The organism is Promicromonospora sp. NPDC050262, assembly GCF_040655935.1.
Lineage (GTDB): Bacteria > Actinomycetota > Actinomycetes > Actinomycetales > Cellulomonadaceae > Promicromonospora.
In genome coordinates, this window is the sequence record NZ_JBFAKX010000020.1 from 24129 (window position 1) to 41380 (window position 17252).

Below are 17252 nucleotides of genomic sequence, written 5' to 3' on the forward strand. Positions count from 1 at the left end.
GGTGGCGCTCACTGTCCACCCACCGAGGGAGTCGCAATGACGCGCACCACCCGCACCGGGCCCGTCCGGACGGCGCTCGCCACGCTGAGCGCCCTGGCCGTCGGCGCCGTCGGCATCGGCCCGGCCGTGAGCTCGGCCGCCGCCGCCCCGACCAGCGCACATGTCTGGGTCACCACCGCCGACGGCAGCCGCAGGCTGACCGACGGCGGCACCATCGCGTTCGACACCGGCCCGCAGGCCACCGACATCCGGGTGAGCCCGGGCCAGGTGTCCCAGCGCTTCACCGGCGCCGGGGCGTCCGTCACCGAAGCGTCGGCGTCGCTGATCAGCGGCCTGCCCGCCGGCACCCGCGACACGCTGCTGCGGTCGCTGTTCTCCCGCGCCGGCGACGGCATCGGGCTCAACTACCTGCGCCAGCCGCTCGGCAGCACGGACTTCAACTCCGGTGGCTTCTACACCTACGAGGACACGCCCGGTCAGTTCGGCATCGCCCGCGACCAGCAGCAGATCCTGCCCGTGCTGCGGCAGGCCCTGGCGATCAACCCGAACATCCGGTTCATGGGCAGCCCGTGGTCCCCGCCGGCCTGGATGAAGTCCGGCGGCTCGCTGAACGGCGGCAGCCTGCGCGTCGAGAACTACGACGAGTACGCCGACTACCTGGTCCGGACGATCCAGGCGTACGCGCAGCAGGGCGTGACGCTGAGCGACCTCACGGTGGCGAACGAGCCGCTCTTCGCCACGAGCTACCCGTCGATGAGCATGTCGGCGGCCGAGCAGGCGCAGTTCCTCCGGGTGCTCGACGCCCGGCTGACCAGCGCCGGGCTGGGCACGCAGATCTTCGCCTACGACCACAACTGGGACCGGCCCGACTACCCGCTGGAGGTCTTCTCGGGCACCCAGGGCATCTCCCGCGTGGTCGGCGCGGCCTTCCACTGCTACGGCGGCTCCCCCGAGGCACAGGCCCAGGTGGTCGCGGCGGGCAAGCGCGTGTACTTCACCGAGTGCTCCGGCACGGACAGCGACGACGCGGCGAACACCTTCGGGGACACCCTGGTCTGGCACGCGGAGAACCTCGTGGTGCGCAACATGCGCAACGGCGGGGAGACGACGATCAGCTGGAACCTCGCGCTCGACCAGAACGGCGGCCCGCACCAGGGGCACTGCGGCACCCGCTGCAACGGCGTCGTCCAGATCGCCGGCGGCACCGTGACGCGCAACGCCGAGTTCTACGTGCTGGGCCACCTGACCAGGTTCATCGACGCCGGGGCGCGCCGCATCGGCTCCACCAGCGAGCAGTCCGGCGGCCTGCAGAACGTCGTCTTCCAGAACCCGGACGGCACCCGCGTGGCGTACGTCGTGAACGCCTCCTCCGGCAGCCGCACGTTCTCGATCACCGACGAGGGCCGCTCCCTGACCCACACCCTGCCCGGCCGGGCCGTGGCCACCTACACCTGGGACCCGCCGTCGACCACCACCCCGGCCGACCCGGACCCGGCCTCCTGGTACCAGGTCAGCTCGTCGGCGGGCGGCAAGTGCCTGGACGCCGCCGACTGGGGCACCGCCGACGGCACCGGCCTGCAGCAGTGGACCTGCGGCACCGCCGCACAGGCGAACCAGCGCTGGCGCTTCACGCCCACGTCGGACGGCTGGTACCAGGTGGCCAACCAGCACGCCGGCAAGGTCTGGGACGTGGCCGGCGGACCGGGGGCGGTCGCGAGCGGCACGGCCGTGCACCTCTGGTCGTACGTCGGCGGCACCAACCAGCAGTGGCGGCCGACGACGACGGGCGGCGGCGTCACCTTCACCGCCCGGCACAGCGGCGCGTGCCTCACGCTCGGCTCCGCCACCGGCGCCGACGGGACCCGGTTCACGCAGCAGCCGTGCACCGGCTCCGCGGCGCAGACCTTCCGGCTCACGCGGGTGGGCTGAGCCGGGGCCGGTCCATGGCCGCGCGCCAGTAGAGTCCTGCGCATGGAACCCGCACCGGAGCGCACCCAGGACGACCTGCTCGCGTCGGTCCTGGGCTACGACCGTCTCACCGGCCGCACCGGCGGCTGGCTGGCCGCCGGTGCGGCCCTGCTGCTGCTGGCCGTCCTGTTCGGGCTCGGCCCGGCCTCGTGGCGAGCGCTCGACCGTGCCTCCTGGCTCGGCACCCCGGGCGGGAACGGCACCCCGCTCGCCGTGGACGGCAGCACGGCCTATGTCGGGCTCTATGCGGCCGCGTACGTGCTCTTCGTCGCCCCGGCGCTCGTGCTCGCCGCCCTGATGCTCGCACACCGGTGGCGGCACGGCCCCCGGGCCCGGCTCTCGAACGCGATGTTCGTCGCCGTGCACGCCGTCGCAATGGTCCAGGCGGCGTTCGTCAGCCTCACCTTCGGCGACCCCACCACCAGCCGCGACCTCGGCGACCGGGCGCTCGACGCCGGCCTGGGCATCTGGGCGGCGGACACCGTCGAACGCGGCTGGCTGGTGGGTCTCGCCGCCCTGGTGCTCGTCGTCCTGGCCGCCGTCGCCGCCGGCCGGGTACGCCACAGCCGCCAGGTCCTCGTCTTCCTCGTCCTCCTCGTGGTCGCGCTCGCCACGCCGTGGCTGGCGCTCGGCACCGACTACGTGCTGCCGCCCACCGGCTGACGCGCCATCAGGCGCGCACCACGGCACGCACGCGCACGCCCAGGGTCACCGCGAGCACCACGGCGGCGACCGCGACCGCCGCGGCCGCCGTCGGCGCGGAGGCGGGCGTACCGTCCCACCGCGCCACCGCGATCCAGGACAGGCCCCAGGCGATGGCCAGGGCCACGGCGATGCGGCCGTCGCCCCGCACGGCCAGGGCGACGCCGACCGCCCCCACCGCCACCAGGACCGCGACCGCCCACCCTTCGGGCGCGAGGCCCCCGCCGTCGAACCCGGCGCTCGTGAGCGCCGCCGCGACGTTGGCCGCGGTGGCCACGCAGACCCAGCCGAGGTAGACGCCGAGCACCCCGTCCACCAGGACGCGGTCCAGCGGTCCGCTCGCGCGGGTGCGCAGCAGGATCACGAACACGCGGCCCAGCAGCACGAGCAGCGCCCCGATGACGAGCACGCTCATCCAGAGCCAGCCGGCCTGGACCACCAGGATCCACGCCGCGTTCAGCAGCATCGTCCCCGCCACCGGCAGGCGCAGGCGCCGCTGCCGCGCCTGCGCCCGCGGCGTGGGGCCGTCGAACCACTGCAGCACCGTGTACCCCGCCAGCCCCACGTAGACCACGGTCCACACCGAGAACGCCGCCGACGCCGGCGCGAGCAGGGTGGCGTCGGTGTCCAGCGCTCCCCCGGCCGCCGAGGAGACCGGCGTGCCGCCGAACACCCCCACGCCGATCATGGAACCGATGACGCAGACCACGAAGCTGACGGTGACGACGATCCGCTCGACGCGGTCGCGGGACTTCTCCTGCATGGTGCGGCCCTCCTCGGGACGGGCCGGGCGGCCCCCTGTACCTGCCCCAGCAAGCCACCGCCCGACCGATATGCCTAGCCTATCTAGTAATCTGCTCGGCTTCCTGTTCTGGCGAAAGTTGGTGTCGTGACATGTCCCGTGTCCTCGTGACCGGAGCCACCGGGTACATCGGCGGGCGGCTGGTGCCCGAGCTGCTCGCCGCCGGGTACGACGTGCGCGTGCTCGCCCGCCATCCGGAGCGCGTCGCCTCGCGCGAGTGGTCCGACGACGTCGAGGTGGTCGAGGGCGACGCCACCTCCCGCGCAGACCTGCGGCGGGCGCTCGACGGCGTCGACGTCGCGTACTACCTGATCCACGCCCTCGGGGCGGGGCCGGGGTTCGCCGAGCGCGACCGCGCCACCGCCCGTGGCTTCGCCGTCGTGGCGCGCGAGACCGGCGTCGGGCGCGTCGTCTACCTGGGCGGGCTCTACCCCGAGGGCGAGCGGCTCTCACCCCACCTGGAGTCCCGCCGCGAGGTCGAGCAGATCCTGCTCGACGGCGGCGCGCCGACCGTCGTGCTGCGGGCCGCCGTGATCCTCGGCTCCGGCAGCGCGTCGTTCGAGATGATGCGCTACCTCACCGAGCGGCTGCCGGCCATGGTGGCGCCGCGCTGGATCAACAACCGCATCCAGCCCATCGCGGTGCGCGACGTGCTGCGCTACCTGGTCGGCGCGGCGCACGTCCCGGCCGACGTCAGCCGCGGCTTCGACATCGGCGGCCCCGACGTGCTCACCTACCGCGAGATGATGCAGCGCTACGCCGCCGTCGCGGGGCTGCGCCCGCGAGTGATCCGGGCCGTCCCCGTGCTGACCCCACGGCTGGCCAGCCTCTGGGTGGGCCTGGTGACCCCCGTGCCTCCGGGAATCGCACGACCCCTGGTGGGGTCGCTCGTGCACGAGGTGGTGGCCCAGGAGGACGACATCAAGGAGTACGTGCCCGACCCGCCCGAGGGGCTCATCGACTTCGACGGGGCGGTGGCGCTCGCACTCGCCCGGATCCGGGACCTCGACGTGCGCACGAGCTGGCTGTCCGCCTCCGTGCCCGGCGCACCGTCCGACCCGCTGCCCGACGACCCGGACTGGGCCGGCGGGAGCCTGCTGGTCGACGACCGGTCGAGCGTGGTGGACACCACGAACGAGGCGCTGTGGACGGTGATCGAGGGCATCGGTGGCGCCCACGGCTGGTACTCCTGGCGCCTGGGCTGGGTGGCCCGCGGCGCCATGGACCGGCTCTTCGGCGGGCCCGGGCTGCGGCGCGGACGCCGGCACCCGCACCACCTCGCTCCCGGCGACGCGCTCGACTGGTGGCGGGTGGAGAAGATCGTGCCGGGCCGCCTGCTGCGGCTGCGCGCCGAGATGCGCCTGCCCGGGCTGGCCTGGCTGGAGCTGTCCGTCGAGGACGAGACCGCCGAGCGGCCGACGTTCCGCCAGCGCGCCGTCTTCCTGCCGCGCGGGCTGCCCGGGCAGCTCTACTGGTGGGCGATCAGCCCGTTCCACGGCATCGTGTTCGGCGGCATGCAGCGCAACATCGCCCGCGCGGCGGCGCACGCCGCTGCCGGCTCATGACGCCGTCGGCGTCCGCGGGTGGGAGTCGTCGCGCCCCGGCGTCTCCAGGGTCGCGCGGGAACGACGACGCCGGCCGCCGAGCCGCGACGTCCCGCCCGGCACGCTCGCGTCCCAGGCCCGGGCGATGCCGAGGTGCCGCAGGTGGCTGTCGGTCACGGTGACGCCGTCGGGCCCGATCCAGTGCTCGACGCCGAAGCGCTCGTCGGTCGCGGCGTCCCAGCGGCGCATGAAGGGCGTGCCGTTGTCCGTGATGACGACCGACCCGTAGGTGGCGGGCAGGGGCTCGGCCGGCAGGTGGATCACGGTGTAGACACCCGCGAGGTCGGACGGGCCCACGGACGACACGCTGTACCAGTTGCCGTCCCGGTCCCGTTGGATCGCGTAGCCGCTCGCGTCCAGGGCGATGCTGAGGTGCGGCAGGTCGGCGTCGAGGAGCTCCTGGCTGTTCTGGTAGACGGTGCCGACCTGGGCTGCCTGGGTCATCGCGCGGGTCTCCTTGACGTCGGATCGGGGATATTCACCCATCCAAGCGGATTAGTCGCGATTTGGCTGGTCCAAGGGACAGCCCAGGGCGGCGGGTCAGCCGATCAGCCGGAAGATCGGGAAGACGCGCCCTTCCGCCGTCTTCTCGTAGTCGGCGAAACCGCTCGAGAACCCCTTGAAGCGAGCCCACATCGTGTCGCGCTCCTCGCCCGCCAGCTCCTCGACCTTCGCCCGGACGGTCACGACCGGCTCACCCGGCACCTCGACGTCGACCTCCTCGGCGCGCCGCAGCCCGTAGACCCACGCCGGGTTCCTGGGCGAGCCGCCGGCGCTCCCGACCACGTACCGGACGCCGTCGTCCTGGATCGCGGCGAGCGGGGCGATCCGCACGCTGCCGTCCTTCCTCGGCACGTGCACGAGCACGAGCCCCTTGCCGAACCGCACGGGCTCGTTGACTTCGCCGCCGTTGGCGCGGAAGGTGTCGACGATCTGCTGGTTGAAGTCCATGCCCGGGGCAACGCGAGCGGAACCGAGGGCATTCCGCCGGTTGTGGTCCCGCACCAGGTCAGCCGGCGTCGAGCCGGGGGTTGCGTAACGATATATCTTTGATCTATCTTTAGAGCGTCGGTCGAGCGGCAACGTTCCCGATCGGCGGGTCTGACGAGACGCCGTAGTGCGCGATCGCGCACCGCCTCGCCCCGCCGCGACACGTAGGAGACACACCATGCGTACCCACGACAACAACCCCCAGGACCCCGGACGGCGCGGCCGCGGCTTCCTGCCCTCGTTCGACCGTCCCAGGTTCGACGGCCTCGGCCCGGGTTTCGGCCCCGCGTTCGCGATGGCCGGCGGGCCCGGCCTGCCGGACGACCGCGACTACCGCGACGACGCCGACGAGCGCCACGCCCGGGGCCAGCGCCCCGGGCGTGGCGGCTTCGGCCCGCGCGGACCGCACGGCGGCCACCACGAGGGCGGACGACGGGGCCCCCGCGGCCCGCGTCGCGCCGGCCGCGGCGAGATCCGCGCCGCGATCCTGCTGCTCCTGGCGGAGCAGCCGATGCACGGCTACCAGATCATCAGCGAGCTGGCGGAACGGACCGACGGCCGCTGGCGCCCCAGCGCCGGCGCGGTCTACCCCGCGCTGTCCCTGCTCGCCGACGAGGGCCTCGCGGCCCTCACCGAGGACCGCGGCCGCAAGCTCGCCACGCTGACCGACGAGGGCACCGCCTACGTCGAGCAGCACAAGGACGAGCTCGGCACCCCCTGGGAGCAGGTCGGCCACGGTCACGGACGCCAGCTGCGGCACGAGCTGCGCGCGCTGGCCGACGCCGTCGAACAGGTCGCCCGCACCGGCACCACCGATCAGGTGGCCACCGTCACGGCGGTGCTCGACAAGGCCCGCCGCGACGTCTACCTGACCCTCGCCGGAGAGGCGCCCGCCCAGGACCGCTGACCCGCACACCCCGACGGGCGGCGCCGCGCGACAGCGCGACGCCGCCCGTCTCCGCGCGTCCCGGTAAACGCCTCGTGAACTACCGCTGCCCGGAGAGCGGTTACGCAGCACCCTTGACAGAATGACCGCATGACCGCACTTGAGGACCTCCTCGACGACTACCTGCTCAGGTCGGAGTCGGAGACCGACCGGGACGAGAAGTTCGAGGAATTGATGAAGGCATTCCTGCGCTCCGACGCGGAGTGGGCCGGCGCGTTCGACACGGTGTGGTCATGGGACGAATGGCCCGGCCACGAGGGCCCCGGCAACGGGATCAGCCTGGTCGCGCGCGAGCAGGACACAGAGAACCTGGTGGCCGTGCAGTGCGCATTCCACGATCCGGCACGGCCTTTGTCGAGGCCGGATGTCGCCGCATTCCTCGCGGCGTCGAACAAGGCCCCGTTCACGACCCGACTCGTGGTGGCGACGACCGATACCTGGGACAAAGAACTGGAGGATCTGATCCAGGACGAGAAAATACCCGTCAATCGAATCGGGCTGACCAGGATGCTGGATTCATCCGTCGACTGGGCCCGCTTCGGGCCGGCGGCCGTGGCCGCCGGATAGGCCGCACAACCCCGATCGAACCCCGGCGAAGCACCCCCCATATCGCTCCGCACGCAGGGTGAAAAATGACCAGGACTCCATGTTTTTGCATGGAACTTCCAACCGGAACTCCGCGAGGAGAAACCCGGGCAATGCTATGTGAAGGAGCGATATGCAACTCACCACCACCGCACCCGACCGCGATCTCCTGACGCCCGTCTGCCGCGCCTACGGCGAGGACGTCGCCGACGGCTGGTACGCCCGGACGGGCGGGGGCGGCGGAGAATACGCGGCCGTCGTCGACCAGCCTGCCCTGCCCGGGGCGCTGGAGACCGCCGAGGTCCGCATCTGCCGCGGGGCCGCGGTCGACCTCACGGACCGGTGGGCATTCTTCGACGACCTCGCCCCCGCGACGGCGTTCGTGCGCGCCGGCCGGCTGTCCAACATGATGCCGTCGTGGGACCTCTTCGAGGCCGCGGAGGTCCGGGCGTACTGCCCCGAGCACCACCGCGAGGAGGCGGCCCTGCTCCTCGGGCGCCAGGTGCACGAACGGTCCGAGCTGCGCGAGCTCGTCGCGCGGTTCGTCGCGTCGTTCAGCGCGGGCGCGTCCTCGACCCGATGAGTCAGCACCTGAGGCAGGTCCCGCGCGGGGGCGGGACCTGCCTCAGGCCGTTGATCAGCCGCGCGGATCCTCCCGCACCGTGAGCGAGCTGAGCACCGGGTCACCGTCACCGAGCTCGCCGACCAGCTCGACCGTCAGGTCGCCGCCGGGGTGCGCGACGGTGGCGGTGTGCGTGTCGGCGGCGAGCCTGCCCACCGAGGCCTGCACGTCGTGCTCGTAGAGCACCGCCTCGCCGTCCACCAGCACGTCGAACGCGCGCCCGCCGACCGGGACCCGGTCGAGCTCGGCGAAGCCGAGCCCGACGCGGTAGGTGCCGGCGGGCACGTCCTCGAACACGTAGGAGAACGTGGGGCCGGTCCGCTGGGTACGGAACAGCTGGTCGTCCACCGTGCCCGCGATGTCGGCCCGCGTGGACCGTGCCTTGCCTCCGACATACCCCCACGTCGCGCTGTGCCGCCTGGCGTCGAAGGCCTGGTCGGCGGACCAGACGGTCCCGTCGGCCCCCGTGAGGCCCCGGCCGCCCACGTCGACGCCCAGCCAGTAGGCCGACGACCCCAGGGTGACGGGCAGCTCCCGCTCCGGTACGCGGCCGGCGTCGGACGCCACCAGGACGTCGCCGGTGAGCTCACCCGGCGTCGTCCCCGAGGTGTCCACCGTCGCCCTGACCGTCGTCGACTCGCCGATCGCGAGCACCGTCGGGCCCTCCAGCGCAGGGCCGGCGAGCGCCAGCCAGGGCAGGTCCGCGGCCCCGCCCTGCCCGCGCTCCTGCTCCGTGAACGAGACCTTCAGCGGCGCCGAGCCCGTGTTGGTCACCTTCACCTCGGCGGTCGCGGTCTGGTCCGGGCCGAGGAGCCAGTCGAGCTCGTCGCCCGAGACCTCGGCCACGCCCGTGGCCAGCTCGGTGTCCAGCGTCCCGGCCTGGCCGCGCTCGCCGAGGGTCACCGTGCCGGTGGCGGCCACGTAGTTCGGCGACCAGACCTCGACCGTGCTCTCACCGAGCACGGCCTGGGCCTTCCAGAGCCCCTCCCTGGTGGTGGTGATCGTCCGGGTGCCGCCGTCCGGCGCGGTGAGCGTGACGACGGCACCCGCGACCGGCTTCCCGTCGTTCGCGTCGGTGACCGCTCCCTCGATCGTGCCCGACGTCGGCAGGGTGTACTCCAGGCCCGTGCCCGCGGTCAGCCTGGGCTGCTCGTAGGACCAGACCTGGTGCGCCCCGGTCAGGCTCTCCACCCCGATCGTCGCCGAGGAGCCCTTGGTCAGCGGGTTCTCGCCGCCGACGCCGTCCCCGTAGCCGATCTGGATGCGGCCGTCCGCGACGAGGGTGACCGAGAAGCTGACCCGTTCCCCGGGGGCGTCCTGGAAGGTCACGTCGCGGTACTCGATGACCTGCGCGTCCAGGCCGTCCACCTCGGTCACGCCGAGGTAGATGCCCGCCGCGTCGTCGACCTCCAGGTCGTCCCAGAACGGGTAGAGGGCGTCGACCGGGGCCGACGACGGCAGGTCGGTGTTCCCCCAGCTGCTGCGCGCGCGGTCGAAGGTGAGCATGCCGGCGGGCGACACGCACACCCCGTCCCACGTGGTGTCGTAGAAGGGGAAGTCGAAGGTGAAGAAGAGCGGTCCGCACCCGCTGGTGCCGGTCCACGGAGCCTGCACCGTGCCCTCTCGGTACATGCCGGTGGTGACCTTCTCCTCGTAGGTGCGGCCGGCGGGTGCCACCGGGACGTCCTCCGGCTGCTCCGGCTCGGCCGGCTCCTCGGGTGCCTCCGCCTCGCGCGGGTCGAGCGTCACCAGCAGCGACGCGACGCTCGGGGACCGCAGGCCGTTGGTCCCCCGCAGCTCGACGGTCAGCGGGCCGCCGTCGTGCTCGACGACGGCGGTGCGCACGTCCGCCGTCCGCTGGCCGGCGGTGCCCGCCGGGTCGTAGGCGTAGTGCGTCAGGGACCCGTCGACGAGCACGTCGAACACGCGCTTGCCGCGTGCCGCCCGCTCGATCTCCGCGAACCCGAGGTCGACCCGGTACGTGCCGGCCGGGGCGTCGTCGAACACGTAGGTCAGGTCCCGGCGCTGCGGCGTGCGCTGGGTCTGGAACAGCGCGTCGTCCGAGGTGCCGGCGATGGCCGAGCGGGTGGAGACGGTCCTGGTCCGGCCCTCGTAGCCCCAGCCGCCGTCGCGGTGGGCCCGGTCGGCCGACCAGGCGAAGCCCGCGCCGTCGGTGACGTCCGGCCCGCCCGCGTTCACGGCCACCTGGTACCCGGTGGCCGTCACGGTGACGGGCACGTACTCCTTGGACTGCCGGCCCGCGTCGGACCGCACCACGATGTTCGCGGCGAGCGTCCCGGGCTCGACGCCCTCGGTGGAGACGGAGACGTCGACGGTGGTCGACTCCCCCGGTGCGAGCGTGCCGCGGGTGGTGGACAGGGACAGCCACGGCAGGTCGGTGACCTGGTCGTCCTCGACGTCGACGAGCAGCACCTCGTCCGACATCTGGTCGGTGGCCCACAGGGCACCGCTGACGTCGGTGGCGAGACCGCCACCCTGGTACGGCCGGGCGCCGGGGAACCACCAGGCGTTGACCAGCGAGCAGTCCGCCGGGTCCACCTGGAGCAGCCGGCTGCGCCCGCTGGAGCGGTCGGTGTACCAGATGGTGTCGGACGCCTCGTTGTACGCCAGGCCCATGACCTGGGGCAGGGGCGGCGCACAGAAGGACAGCAGCGCGCCCGGCGTCTCGTGCGAGGTGCCGGCCACCGTGCCGATCATGCCGTTGACCCGGCCGCCCACGTAGAACACGTCCCGGCCGGCGTCGTAGGCGAGACCTGTCAGCTGCAGGGTGGACCAGTCGCCCTTGATCTCCCGCGTCTTCTCGCCGGTCTCGGTGTCGAAGCAGTGGATGTAGCTGGCCGGGCTGTCCTCCATCTGGCACATGTCGCCGGTCAGCGTGTCGAAGGCCATGTCGAAGGCCCGGTAGTCCGGGTTCCAGTCGGCCGCGAACGTCTTGCCGGCCTTCTTGCCCGTGACGGTGAAGGCCGTGTTGGTCCTCGCGTCGTAGTCGTGGACCCACACGTCGCCGTCGTAGCCGAGGCCGGACGGCTCGCCCTCACCGTTCCCGGCGGGCTTGAACCGGGTGATCACGTCGCCGCCGGCGAGCGTGTCCGTGGCGAGCGTGTCGGCGGCCGTGTCGCCCGTCCCGCCCTCCTTCCCGGCGCCGCCGTCCGCGTTCGACGCCGTGTGCCGCCCCGAGGCGCCGGCCTCCCAGGCGGCCAGGTCGATGCTGCTCGCGGTGCCCGTCAGGGTGCTCGTGGTCGCGCCGGTCGCGTCCAGCTCGGGGTGGCGGCCCACCTCGGCCAGATCGAACGTGACCGGGGCCGAGCCGGTGTTGGTCAGCGTCAGCGAACCCTTGCCGTGCTGGTCGGTGCCGAGCACCGTGTCCAGGCCGTCGGCGGCCAGGTCGGCGATGCCGGTGGCGAGGCGCGCGTCGACCTCGGCCGCGTCGTACAGCTCGTCGAGCGAGAACTCGTACGACCGCGTGCCGTAGTCCGGCGCGGAGACCGTCATCGTGTAGTCGCCGGTCGGGAGCTGGCGGTGCACCAGCCCGGTCCCGTTCGTCACGACGCTCTCCACGAGGCGACCGTCCCGGACGAAGTCGACGTCTGCGCCCTCGACCGGCAGCCCGTCGTTCTCGTCGACGACGGTGGCGTCCAGGTAGCCGAAGTCGGGCAGGTCGTAGGTGACGACCATCCCGTCGCGCAGCACGGGGGCGTCCTGCGAGAACCGGATGCCGTCCACGCCCGCCCAGCCCTGGATGCCGGTGGTGGCGGTCGAGCCCGCGCTGAGCGGACCGTTCTCCCCCACGCCGTCGCCGTAGGCGATGATCACCGTGCCGGAGCGCGTGATCGTGACCGAGAAGCTGATCCGGGCCGTGGTGACGTTGTCGACGGCCTCGGCCTGGACGTTCCGGTACTCGACCACGAACGCGTCCTGGCCGTCGACGGTGGTCGTGCCCGTGTAGACGCCGCCCTGCTCGTCGATCGTCAGCGGCCGGCTGATCCAGAACGGGAAGATCGCCGCCCCGCCGCTGCCCGGCCCCGCCGTGTCCGAGGCGCTGGTCGTGATGACGCCGCGCTGGCCGATGTTGAGGGTCTCGTGCGTGCCGTTGTAGAAGGCGATCGGGAACGGCAGGGCCACGTCGACCCACACGCCGTCCGTGATCTCGACCCGGTCGGTGCCCCGGCGGTACTCGCCCTCGGACACCGCGCAGGTGTACCCGCCGAGGTCGACCACGCGGTCGACCGTGACGGTGAGGGACTCGGCGCCGTCCACCGCGAGCGCCGTGGTCGCGGGCGACAGGCAGGCGTTCGGGCGCACGTCGAGCGTGTAGTCGCCCTCGGGGACGGCCGGGACGGTGAAGGTCCCGTCGGCGCCCGTGCGGACCGGGTCCAGCGGGGTGTCGTCCACGGTCACGTCGGCGTTCGGGACGGGCGCGCCGTCCGGGTCCACCACGGTGCCGGTCACGTCGTGCCGCGGCGCGGCGGTGAGCGTCGCGTCGAGCGTGCTCGTCTCGTCGACGGCGACCGTCGCCTCCCCGGAGGCGGACAGGTAGCCGAACGCGCTGGTGGTGACCTCGTAGTCGCCCGCGATCACGCTCATCGAGTAGCTGCCGTCGCGGCCCGTGACGGTGCGGGGCGAGTGGCGGCCCTCGGCGGCGACGGTGGCGCCCGCGACGGGCTCGCCGTCGGTGTCGGTCACCGTACCGGCCAGGGTGCCGGCGCCGCCGGACGCGAGGGCCTCCTGCACGAGCGCGAGGGCGTCGATCTTGCCCTCGCCCCAGACGTTGTTGTCCTCTGCGGTGCCACCGCAGGTCAGGTCCTCGGTGTCGTGCGCGGTGCCGTCCAGCAGGGTCTTGGTGCTCTCGATGTCACCGACCAGGCTGGGCACGGCGCTCCACAGCAGCGCCACGACGCCGGCCACGTGCGGGGCCGCCATCGACGTGCCGGAGCCCGCGCCGTAGCCGCCGCCGGGGAGCGACGAGAGCACGTCGACGCCGGGTGCCGCGATGTTCGGGTTGATCTTGCCGTCGGTGCCCGGCCCGCGTGACGAGAAGTACGCGATGTCGCCCGCGGCGTCGTACGCGCCCACCGAGTAGGTGTGCGGGTAGCGCGCGGGGAGCCGGCCGGACTGGCAGCCCAGCTCGCCCTCGTTGCCCGCGGCCCAGACGCCGAAGATCCCGGCTGCCTCCCACGCCTCGGTCTCGTCGGCCATCCAGTCGGCGAACGGGAGGGTCTCCTCCTGCGACTGCGGGATGCCCCAGGAGTTGTTCACCACGTGCGGACGCATCGCGGGGTCGGGGTCGCTGCCGTCGGCACGGGTGGGCGCCAGGAGCCACTGCGCGCTGCGCAGGTAGTCGGCACGCTCCATCGAGTTGGCGCACCGGTCCACGCAGTTGGTCGCGATCCACCGGGCGCCCGGCGCGACGCCGATCTGGTGGTCCGCGCCGTCGTCGCCCACCATCGTGCCCATCGTGTGCGTGCCGTGGCCGCCCACCTGGTTGATGATCGGGTCGCACGGCGAGCCGCCGCACAAGCCGGGACGGTCGAACCAGTTGTAGTCGTTCTCGACCGAGCCGTCGGGCTGCGTGCCGCGGTACGTGGCCCGCAGCGCGGGATGCTCCAGGTCCACGCCCGTGTCGAACCCGGCCACGGTGATGCCCTCACCGGTGAAGCCGAGGTCCCAGACGTCGTCGGCGTTCATGGCGTCGACGCCCCAGGTGACGGAGCCCTCCGCGGCCTCGGCGGCCTGCGTGGCCCGCTCGCCGGCCGCCGTGCGTCCGGTCGGGTCCGCCGACTCGGTCGGCGGGTCCACCAGCTCCATCGCGATCTCCTCGTGCACGAGGGCGACGTCGCTGCTGGCGGCGACACGTTCGGCGAGGGCCTCGGTGCCGTCCTGGACGTGGATCGCGTTGCTGATCCAGAACGTCTGGTAGTCGACACCCGCGGCCTGGAGCTGGGCGATGACGCCGGACTGCGACTCCTCGGCGTTCTCGACCAGGGCGTCGTACACGTACTGCCCGCGCGCGCCCCAGTCGGCGATGTCCTTGGCGGGCTCCAGGTCCGGCCGGTCGGCGAGCTGTACCCAGAAGTCGGCGCGCACCTCCTCGGCGAGCGTCTTCGCCACCTCGTCGGTGACCTTCTCGGCCGCCTCGTCCCGGCTGGCGGGCGGCGTCGGGTCGGCGGCGGGTGCGGCCCCCGCCGACGGCACGGCCCACAGGGCCGTGGTGAGGACGGTGGCGACCGACAGGGTCGCCGCCACCGCCCTGCGCGGATGGGGATGAGCTGGGGGCACGTTCACTCCATGGTTCGTGGCCGGGGCTTTGCCCCGCCGTGGGGTAATGAGCGCAAATCTGCGCCCCCGACGACGACGGCCACAAGGTCAATCACGCTGCTGACCAGCGCAATTGCACAGATGAGAAGTTCGGCGGCTCCCGAACGTGCGACGTCAGGCGACCAGGTCGCCCGCGTGCCGCAGCACCTCGCCGCCCTGGACCGTGTCCGCCAGAGTCCCGGCGAGCGTCCCGGCAAGCGCCGGGTCGGCTCCCGCGATCCGGAAGGTCGCCGACTCCCCGGGCAGCAGCGTGACGAGCGCGTCGCCCACCGCGGCCCCGGCGTCGAGCCGGTCGGCGTGCAGCGTCAGGTCCCGCACGAACGTGTCCGTGGTGACCGTGACCTCGACGTCGCCGCCGTCGAGCGGCACCGCCTTGACGTCGAGCCGCGGACGCGGGTAGGCGAGGTCGCGGTCCACGGTGAAGTACCGCCAGGCGCGGGCCGCGCCGTCGACGTCGGCCACCAGGAGCTCGGCGCCGGCGTCGCCCGGGGTGCCCAGCGCCGGGTCGAGGGGCAGGGTCGTGCCCGCCACCGATCCGACCTCGAACGTGACCGGCTGCTCGGCGAGCACGCGGCCGTCGAGGCCGACCCGGCGAACCGTCGCCGTCCCCGCCCACGCCTCGACACCGTCGTTGACCAGGACGAGCGCGAGGCCGCCGTCGCGCGGCTGGATCGTCGCGAGCCGCGGCGCGAACGCGGCGCGCACCGCGAACCAGGCGGGCCGGCGCCGCCCGGCGGAGTCGACCACCGCCCACGACGCGACCGGCCAGCAGTCGTTGAGCTGCCACACGATCGAGCCCATGTTCAGCGGGCGCAGCGAACGGAAGTGCTCGATCGCGAAGGTCAGGGCGCGCGCCTGGTTGAGCTGCATCGCCCAGTGCCAGTCGGCCATCCCGGTGGGCTCGTCGAAGTACGGCGCCAGGCCGCGCGACAGCTTGAGGGAGCCGTCGACCGCCTTCTGGTGGTGCAGCACGCCGGCCGAGTCCGGCAGCAGGGGGTCGTCGTGCACGGCGTCCGTCAGCGTGCGCCAGGCGGGCGGGCCCTGCCAGCCGAACTCGGAGACGAACCGCGCCCGGTCCTGAAGGAAGACCTGGTAGCCCTGCTCGTTCCAGCCGTCCCACAGGTGCACCACGCCGCGGGAGCGGTCGTTCGAGTACACCTCCGGGGTGCCCGAGTACGGGCTGCCGGGCCAGTAGAAGGCGTGCGGGCTGACGTCGGCGACCACCCGCGGCAGCACGTCCAGGTAGTACCGCTCGCCCCAGGGCCGGTCGCCGAGGCGCTCCTTCCAGCCCCAGTCGTCCCAGCCGAGCCAGTTCTCGTTGTTGCCGTTCCAGATCACCAGCGAGGGGCGCGACATCAGGCGGACGACGTTCTCGCGCGCCTCCGCCTCGACCTCTTCCAGCATCCACTCGTGCTCCGGGTACGGCGCGCACGCGAAGGCGAAGTCCTGCCAGACCAGGAACCCGAGCTCGTCGCACTGCGCGTAGAAGTCGTCCGACTCGTAGAGGCCGCCGCCCCACACGCGCAGGATGTTCGCGTTCGCCTCGCCAGCGTCGCGCAGCCGGGCGGCGACGTCGTCGTGCGTGACGCGGTGCGGGAAGCAGTCGTCGGGGATCCAGTTGAAGCCGAGCGCGGCGACCGGGCGCCCGTTGACCACGAACGCGAACGACTCGCCGTCGGCATCCGGGTCCCGGCGCACCTCGACGGAGCGGAAGCCGACCCGCCGGTCGTCGCGGTCGAGCGCCTCACCCGTGACCCGGTCGAGCAGCTCGACCTCCAGGTCGTGGAGCGGCTGCGCGCCGGCGCCGCGCGGCCACCACAGGTCGGCGTCCGCCACCGGGACCTCGACCACGAGCCGCGCCGAGGTCTCCGCGGCGGGCACCACGACGCTCCGCTCGGCGCCCGCCACCCGCACGACCAGGGCGACGTCGTGCGCCGTCGCGGTCCGTTCGAGCTCCACGCCCACCTCGACGACGCCGCGCCAGCCGGCCCCGGCGCGCTCGGCGCGCACCTCGACCCGCGTCTCGGCGAGCCGCGCGACCGACCACGACTCGATGCGCACGGGGCGCCAGATGCCGGCGGTGACCAGCGTGGGACCCCAGTCCCAGCCGAAGTTGCAGGCCATCTTGCGGATGTGCGCCGACGGCGAGTCGAACGCGCGCCGCGTGTCCTCGTCGAGCTCGTCGAAGGGACCCCAGGGCGCGTCGAACACCACCGCGACCTCGGCCGCACCGGCGTCGTCGGCCGGATCGAGGGCGACGCGGTAGGAGCGGAACATGTTGCGGGTGCGCAGGCGCTCCGCGCCGTCGACGTACACCGTGGCGAGCGTGTCGAGACCGTCGAGCACGAGGTCGGTGCGCTCCGCGCCCGGCGCGACGGGCAGCGAGGCCGCCGGCAGCGTCGTCTCGTAGCGCCAGCGCGAGCGGCCGATCCACGGCGTCAGCAGCTCGTTGCGGTCGAGGTACGGGTCCTCGATGAGCCCGGCGGCCAGCAGGTCGGTGTGGACGGTGCCGGGGACCGTGGCCGGGACGGGCAGACCGGCGAGGACCGCGGGGTCCGCGTCGGGTCCGGCGGTGTCGAGGTGCAGGGTCCAGGGACCGGGCGCGGCGGTGCGCGTGAGCATGGGGGCCACCAGGGATTCTCGGATCGGGCAGAGCGGGACGAGCGTTCCAGGAATTTCTTTCCGCTGTCAAGCAAG

General features: G+C 73.2%; 11 protein-coding genes. 6 read left to right on the forward strand and 5 right to left on the reverse strand.

All coding sequences use genetic code 11. The annotated features are described in order from the left end of the window. The first annotated feature begins 36 nt into the window (after positions 1 to 36). A complete protein-coding gene (locus tag AB0I29_RS23290; protein ID WP_357486197.1) occupies positions 37 to 1929 on the forward strand; it encodes an RICIN domain-containing protein in 1893 nt (630 codons plus the stop codon). 42 nt (positions 1930 to 1971) lie between these two features. Next, the gene (locus AB0I29_RS23295) at positions 1972 to 2631 is read left to right on the forward strand and encodes a hypothetical protein (protein WP_357486201.1); all 660 of its coding nucleotides are present in this window, start codon (positions 1972 to 1974) and stop codon (positions 2629 to 2631) included. Between the two features lie 7 nt (positions 2632 to 2638). Here AB0I29_RS23295 and AB0I29_RS23300 read toward each other — a convergent pair whose 3' ends face one another. Further along, positions 2639 to 3433, reverse strand: a complete 795-nt coding sequence (locus tag AB0I29_RS23300; protein WP_285102033.1) for a tryptophan-rich sensory protein — start codon at positions 3431 to 3433, stop codon at positions 2639 to 2641. Positions 3434 to 3564: 131 nt separating this feature from the next. Between AB0I29_RS23300 and AB0I29_RS23305 the strand changes: the two genes are divergently transcribed. Beyond that, the gene (locus AB0I29_RS23305; protein WP_357486203.1) at positions 3565 to 5037 is read left to right on the forward strand and encodes an SDR family oxidoreductase; all 1473 of its coding nucleotides are present in this window, start codon (positions 3565 to 3567) and stop codon (positions 5035 to 5037) included. On the opposite strand, the gene AB0I29_RS23310 is transcribed toward AB0I29_RS23305, so the two are convergent. Next, entirely contained in the window at positions 5032 to 5520 is a 489-nt protein-coding gene (locus tag AB0I29_RS23310; protein ID WP_357486205.1) for a hypothetical protein, read from the reverse strand. The genes AB0I29_RS23305 and AB0I29_RS23310 overlap by 6 nt on opposite strands. A 96-nt stretch (positions 5521 to 5616) precedes the next feature. After that, positions 5617 to 6027, reverse strand: a complete 411-nt coding sequence (locus AB0I29_RS23315; protein ID WP_285102030.1) for a nitroreductase family deazaflavin-dependent oxidoreductase — start codon at positions 6025 to 6027, stop codon at positions 5617 to 5619. A gap of 217 nt (positions 6028 to 6244) precedes the next feature. Between AB0I29_RS23315 and AB0I29_RS23320 the strand changes: the two genes are divergently transcribed. The 3 genes from AB0I29_RS23320 to AB0I29_RS23330 all read left to right on the forward strand — a co-directional run bounded on the left by AB0I29_RS23320 (position 6245) and on the right by AB0I29_RS23330 (position 8180). Beyond that, entirely contained in the window at positions 6245 to 6973 is a 729-nt protein-coding gene (locus AB0I29_RS23320; RefSeq protein ID WP_357486207.1) for a PadR family transcriptional regulator, read from the forward strand. A 129-nt stretch (positions 6974 to 7102) separates the two neighbouring features. Continuing rightward, the gene (locus tag AB0I29_RS23325; RefSeq protein WP_357486209.1) at positions 7103 to 7579 is read left to right on the forward strand and encodes a hypothetical protein; all 477 of its coding nucleotides are present in this window, start codon (positions 7103 to 7105) and stop codon (positions 7577 to 7579) included. A 151-nt stretch (positions 7580 to 7730) separates the two neighbouring features. Further along, positions 7731 to 8180 carry a hypothetical protein gene (locus AB0I29_RS23330; RefSeq protein WP_357486212.1) on the forward strand — a complete coding sequence of 150 codons (450 nt, stop codon included), beginning with the start codon at positions 7731 to 7733 and terminating at the stop codon, positions 8178 to 8180. Positions 8181 to 8234: 54 nt separating this feature from the next. On the opposite strand, the gene AB0I29_RS23335 is transcribed toward AB0I29_RS23330, so the two are convergent. Both AB0I29_RS23335 and AB0I29_RS23340 read right to left on the reverse strand, forming a co-directional pair. Continuing rightward, on the reverse strand, positions 8235 to 14516 hold the full coding sequence (locus AB0I29_RS23335; RefSeq protein ID WP_357486214.1) for a S8 family serine peptidase: 6282 nt from the start codon (positions 14514 to 14516) through the stop codon (positions 8235 to 8237). 153 nt (positions 14517 to 14669) lie between these two features. Then, the gene (locus AB0I29_RS23340; protein ID WP_357486218.1) at positions 14670 to 17177 is read right to left on the reverse strand and encodes a glycoside hydrolase family 2 protein; all 2508 of its coding nucleotides are present in this window, start codon (positions 17175 to 17177) and stop codon (positions 14670 to 14672) included. Positions 17178 to 17252: the final 75 nt, after the last annotated feature.

Excerpts from the sequence above, each read along its gene's own strand:
- AB0I29_RS23320 (WP_357486207.1), top strand. The coding sequence starts at position 6,245 with ATGCGTACCCACGACAACAACCCCCAGGACCCCGGACGGCGCGGCCGC.
- AB0I29_RS23300 (WP_285102033.1), bottom strand. The coding sequence starts at position 3,433 with ATGCAGGAGAAGTCCCGCGACCGCGTCGAGCGGATCGTCGTCACCGTC.
- AB0I29_RS23305 (WP_357486203.1), top strand. The coding sequence starts at position 3,565 with ATGTCCCGTGTCCTCGTGACCGGAGCCACCGGGTACATCGGCGGGCGG.
- AB0I29_RS23330 (WP_357486212.1), top strand. The coding sequence starts at position 7,731 with ATGCAACTCACCACCACCGCACCCGACCGCGATCTCCTGACGCCCGTC.
- AB0I29_RS23325 (WP_357486209.1), top strand. The coding sequence starts at position 7,103 with ATGACCGCACTTGAGGACCTCCTCGACGACTACCTGCTCAGGTCGGAG.
- AB0I29_RS23290 (WP_357486197.1), top strand. The coding sequence starts at position 37 with ATGACGCGCACCACCCGCACCGGGCCCGTCCGGACGGCGCTCGCCACG.
- AB0I29_RS23340 (WP_357486218.1), bottom strand. The coding sequence starts at position 17,177 with ATGCTCACGCGCACCGCCGCGCCCGGTCCCTGGACCCTGCACCTCGAC.
- AB0I29_RS23310 (WP_357486205.1), bottom strand. The coding sequence starts at position 5,520 with ATGACCCAGGCAGCCCAGGTCGGCACCGTCTACCAGAACAGCCAGGAG.
- AB0I29_RS23295 (WP_357486201.1), top strand. The coding sequence starts at position 1,972 with ATGGAACCCGCACCGGAGCGCACCCAGGACGACCTGCTCGCGTCGGTC.
- AB0I29_RS23315 (WP_285102030.1), bottom strand. The coding sequence starts at position 6,027 with ATGGACTTCAACCAGCAGATCGTCGACACCTTCCGCGCCAACGGCGGC.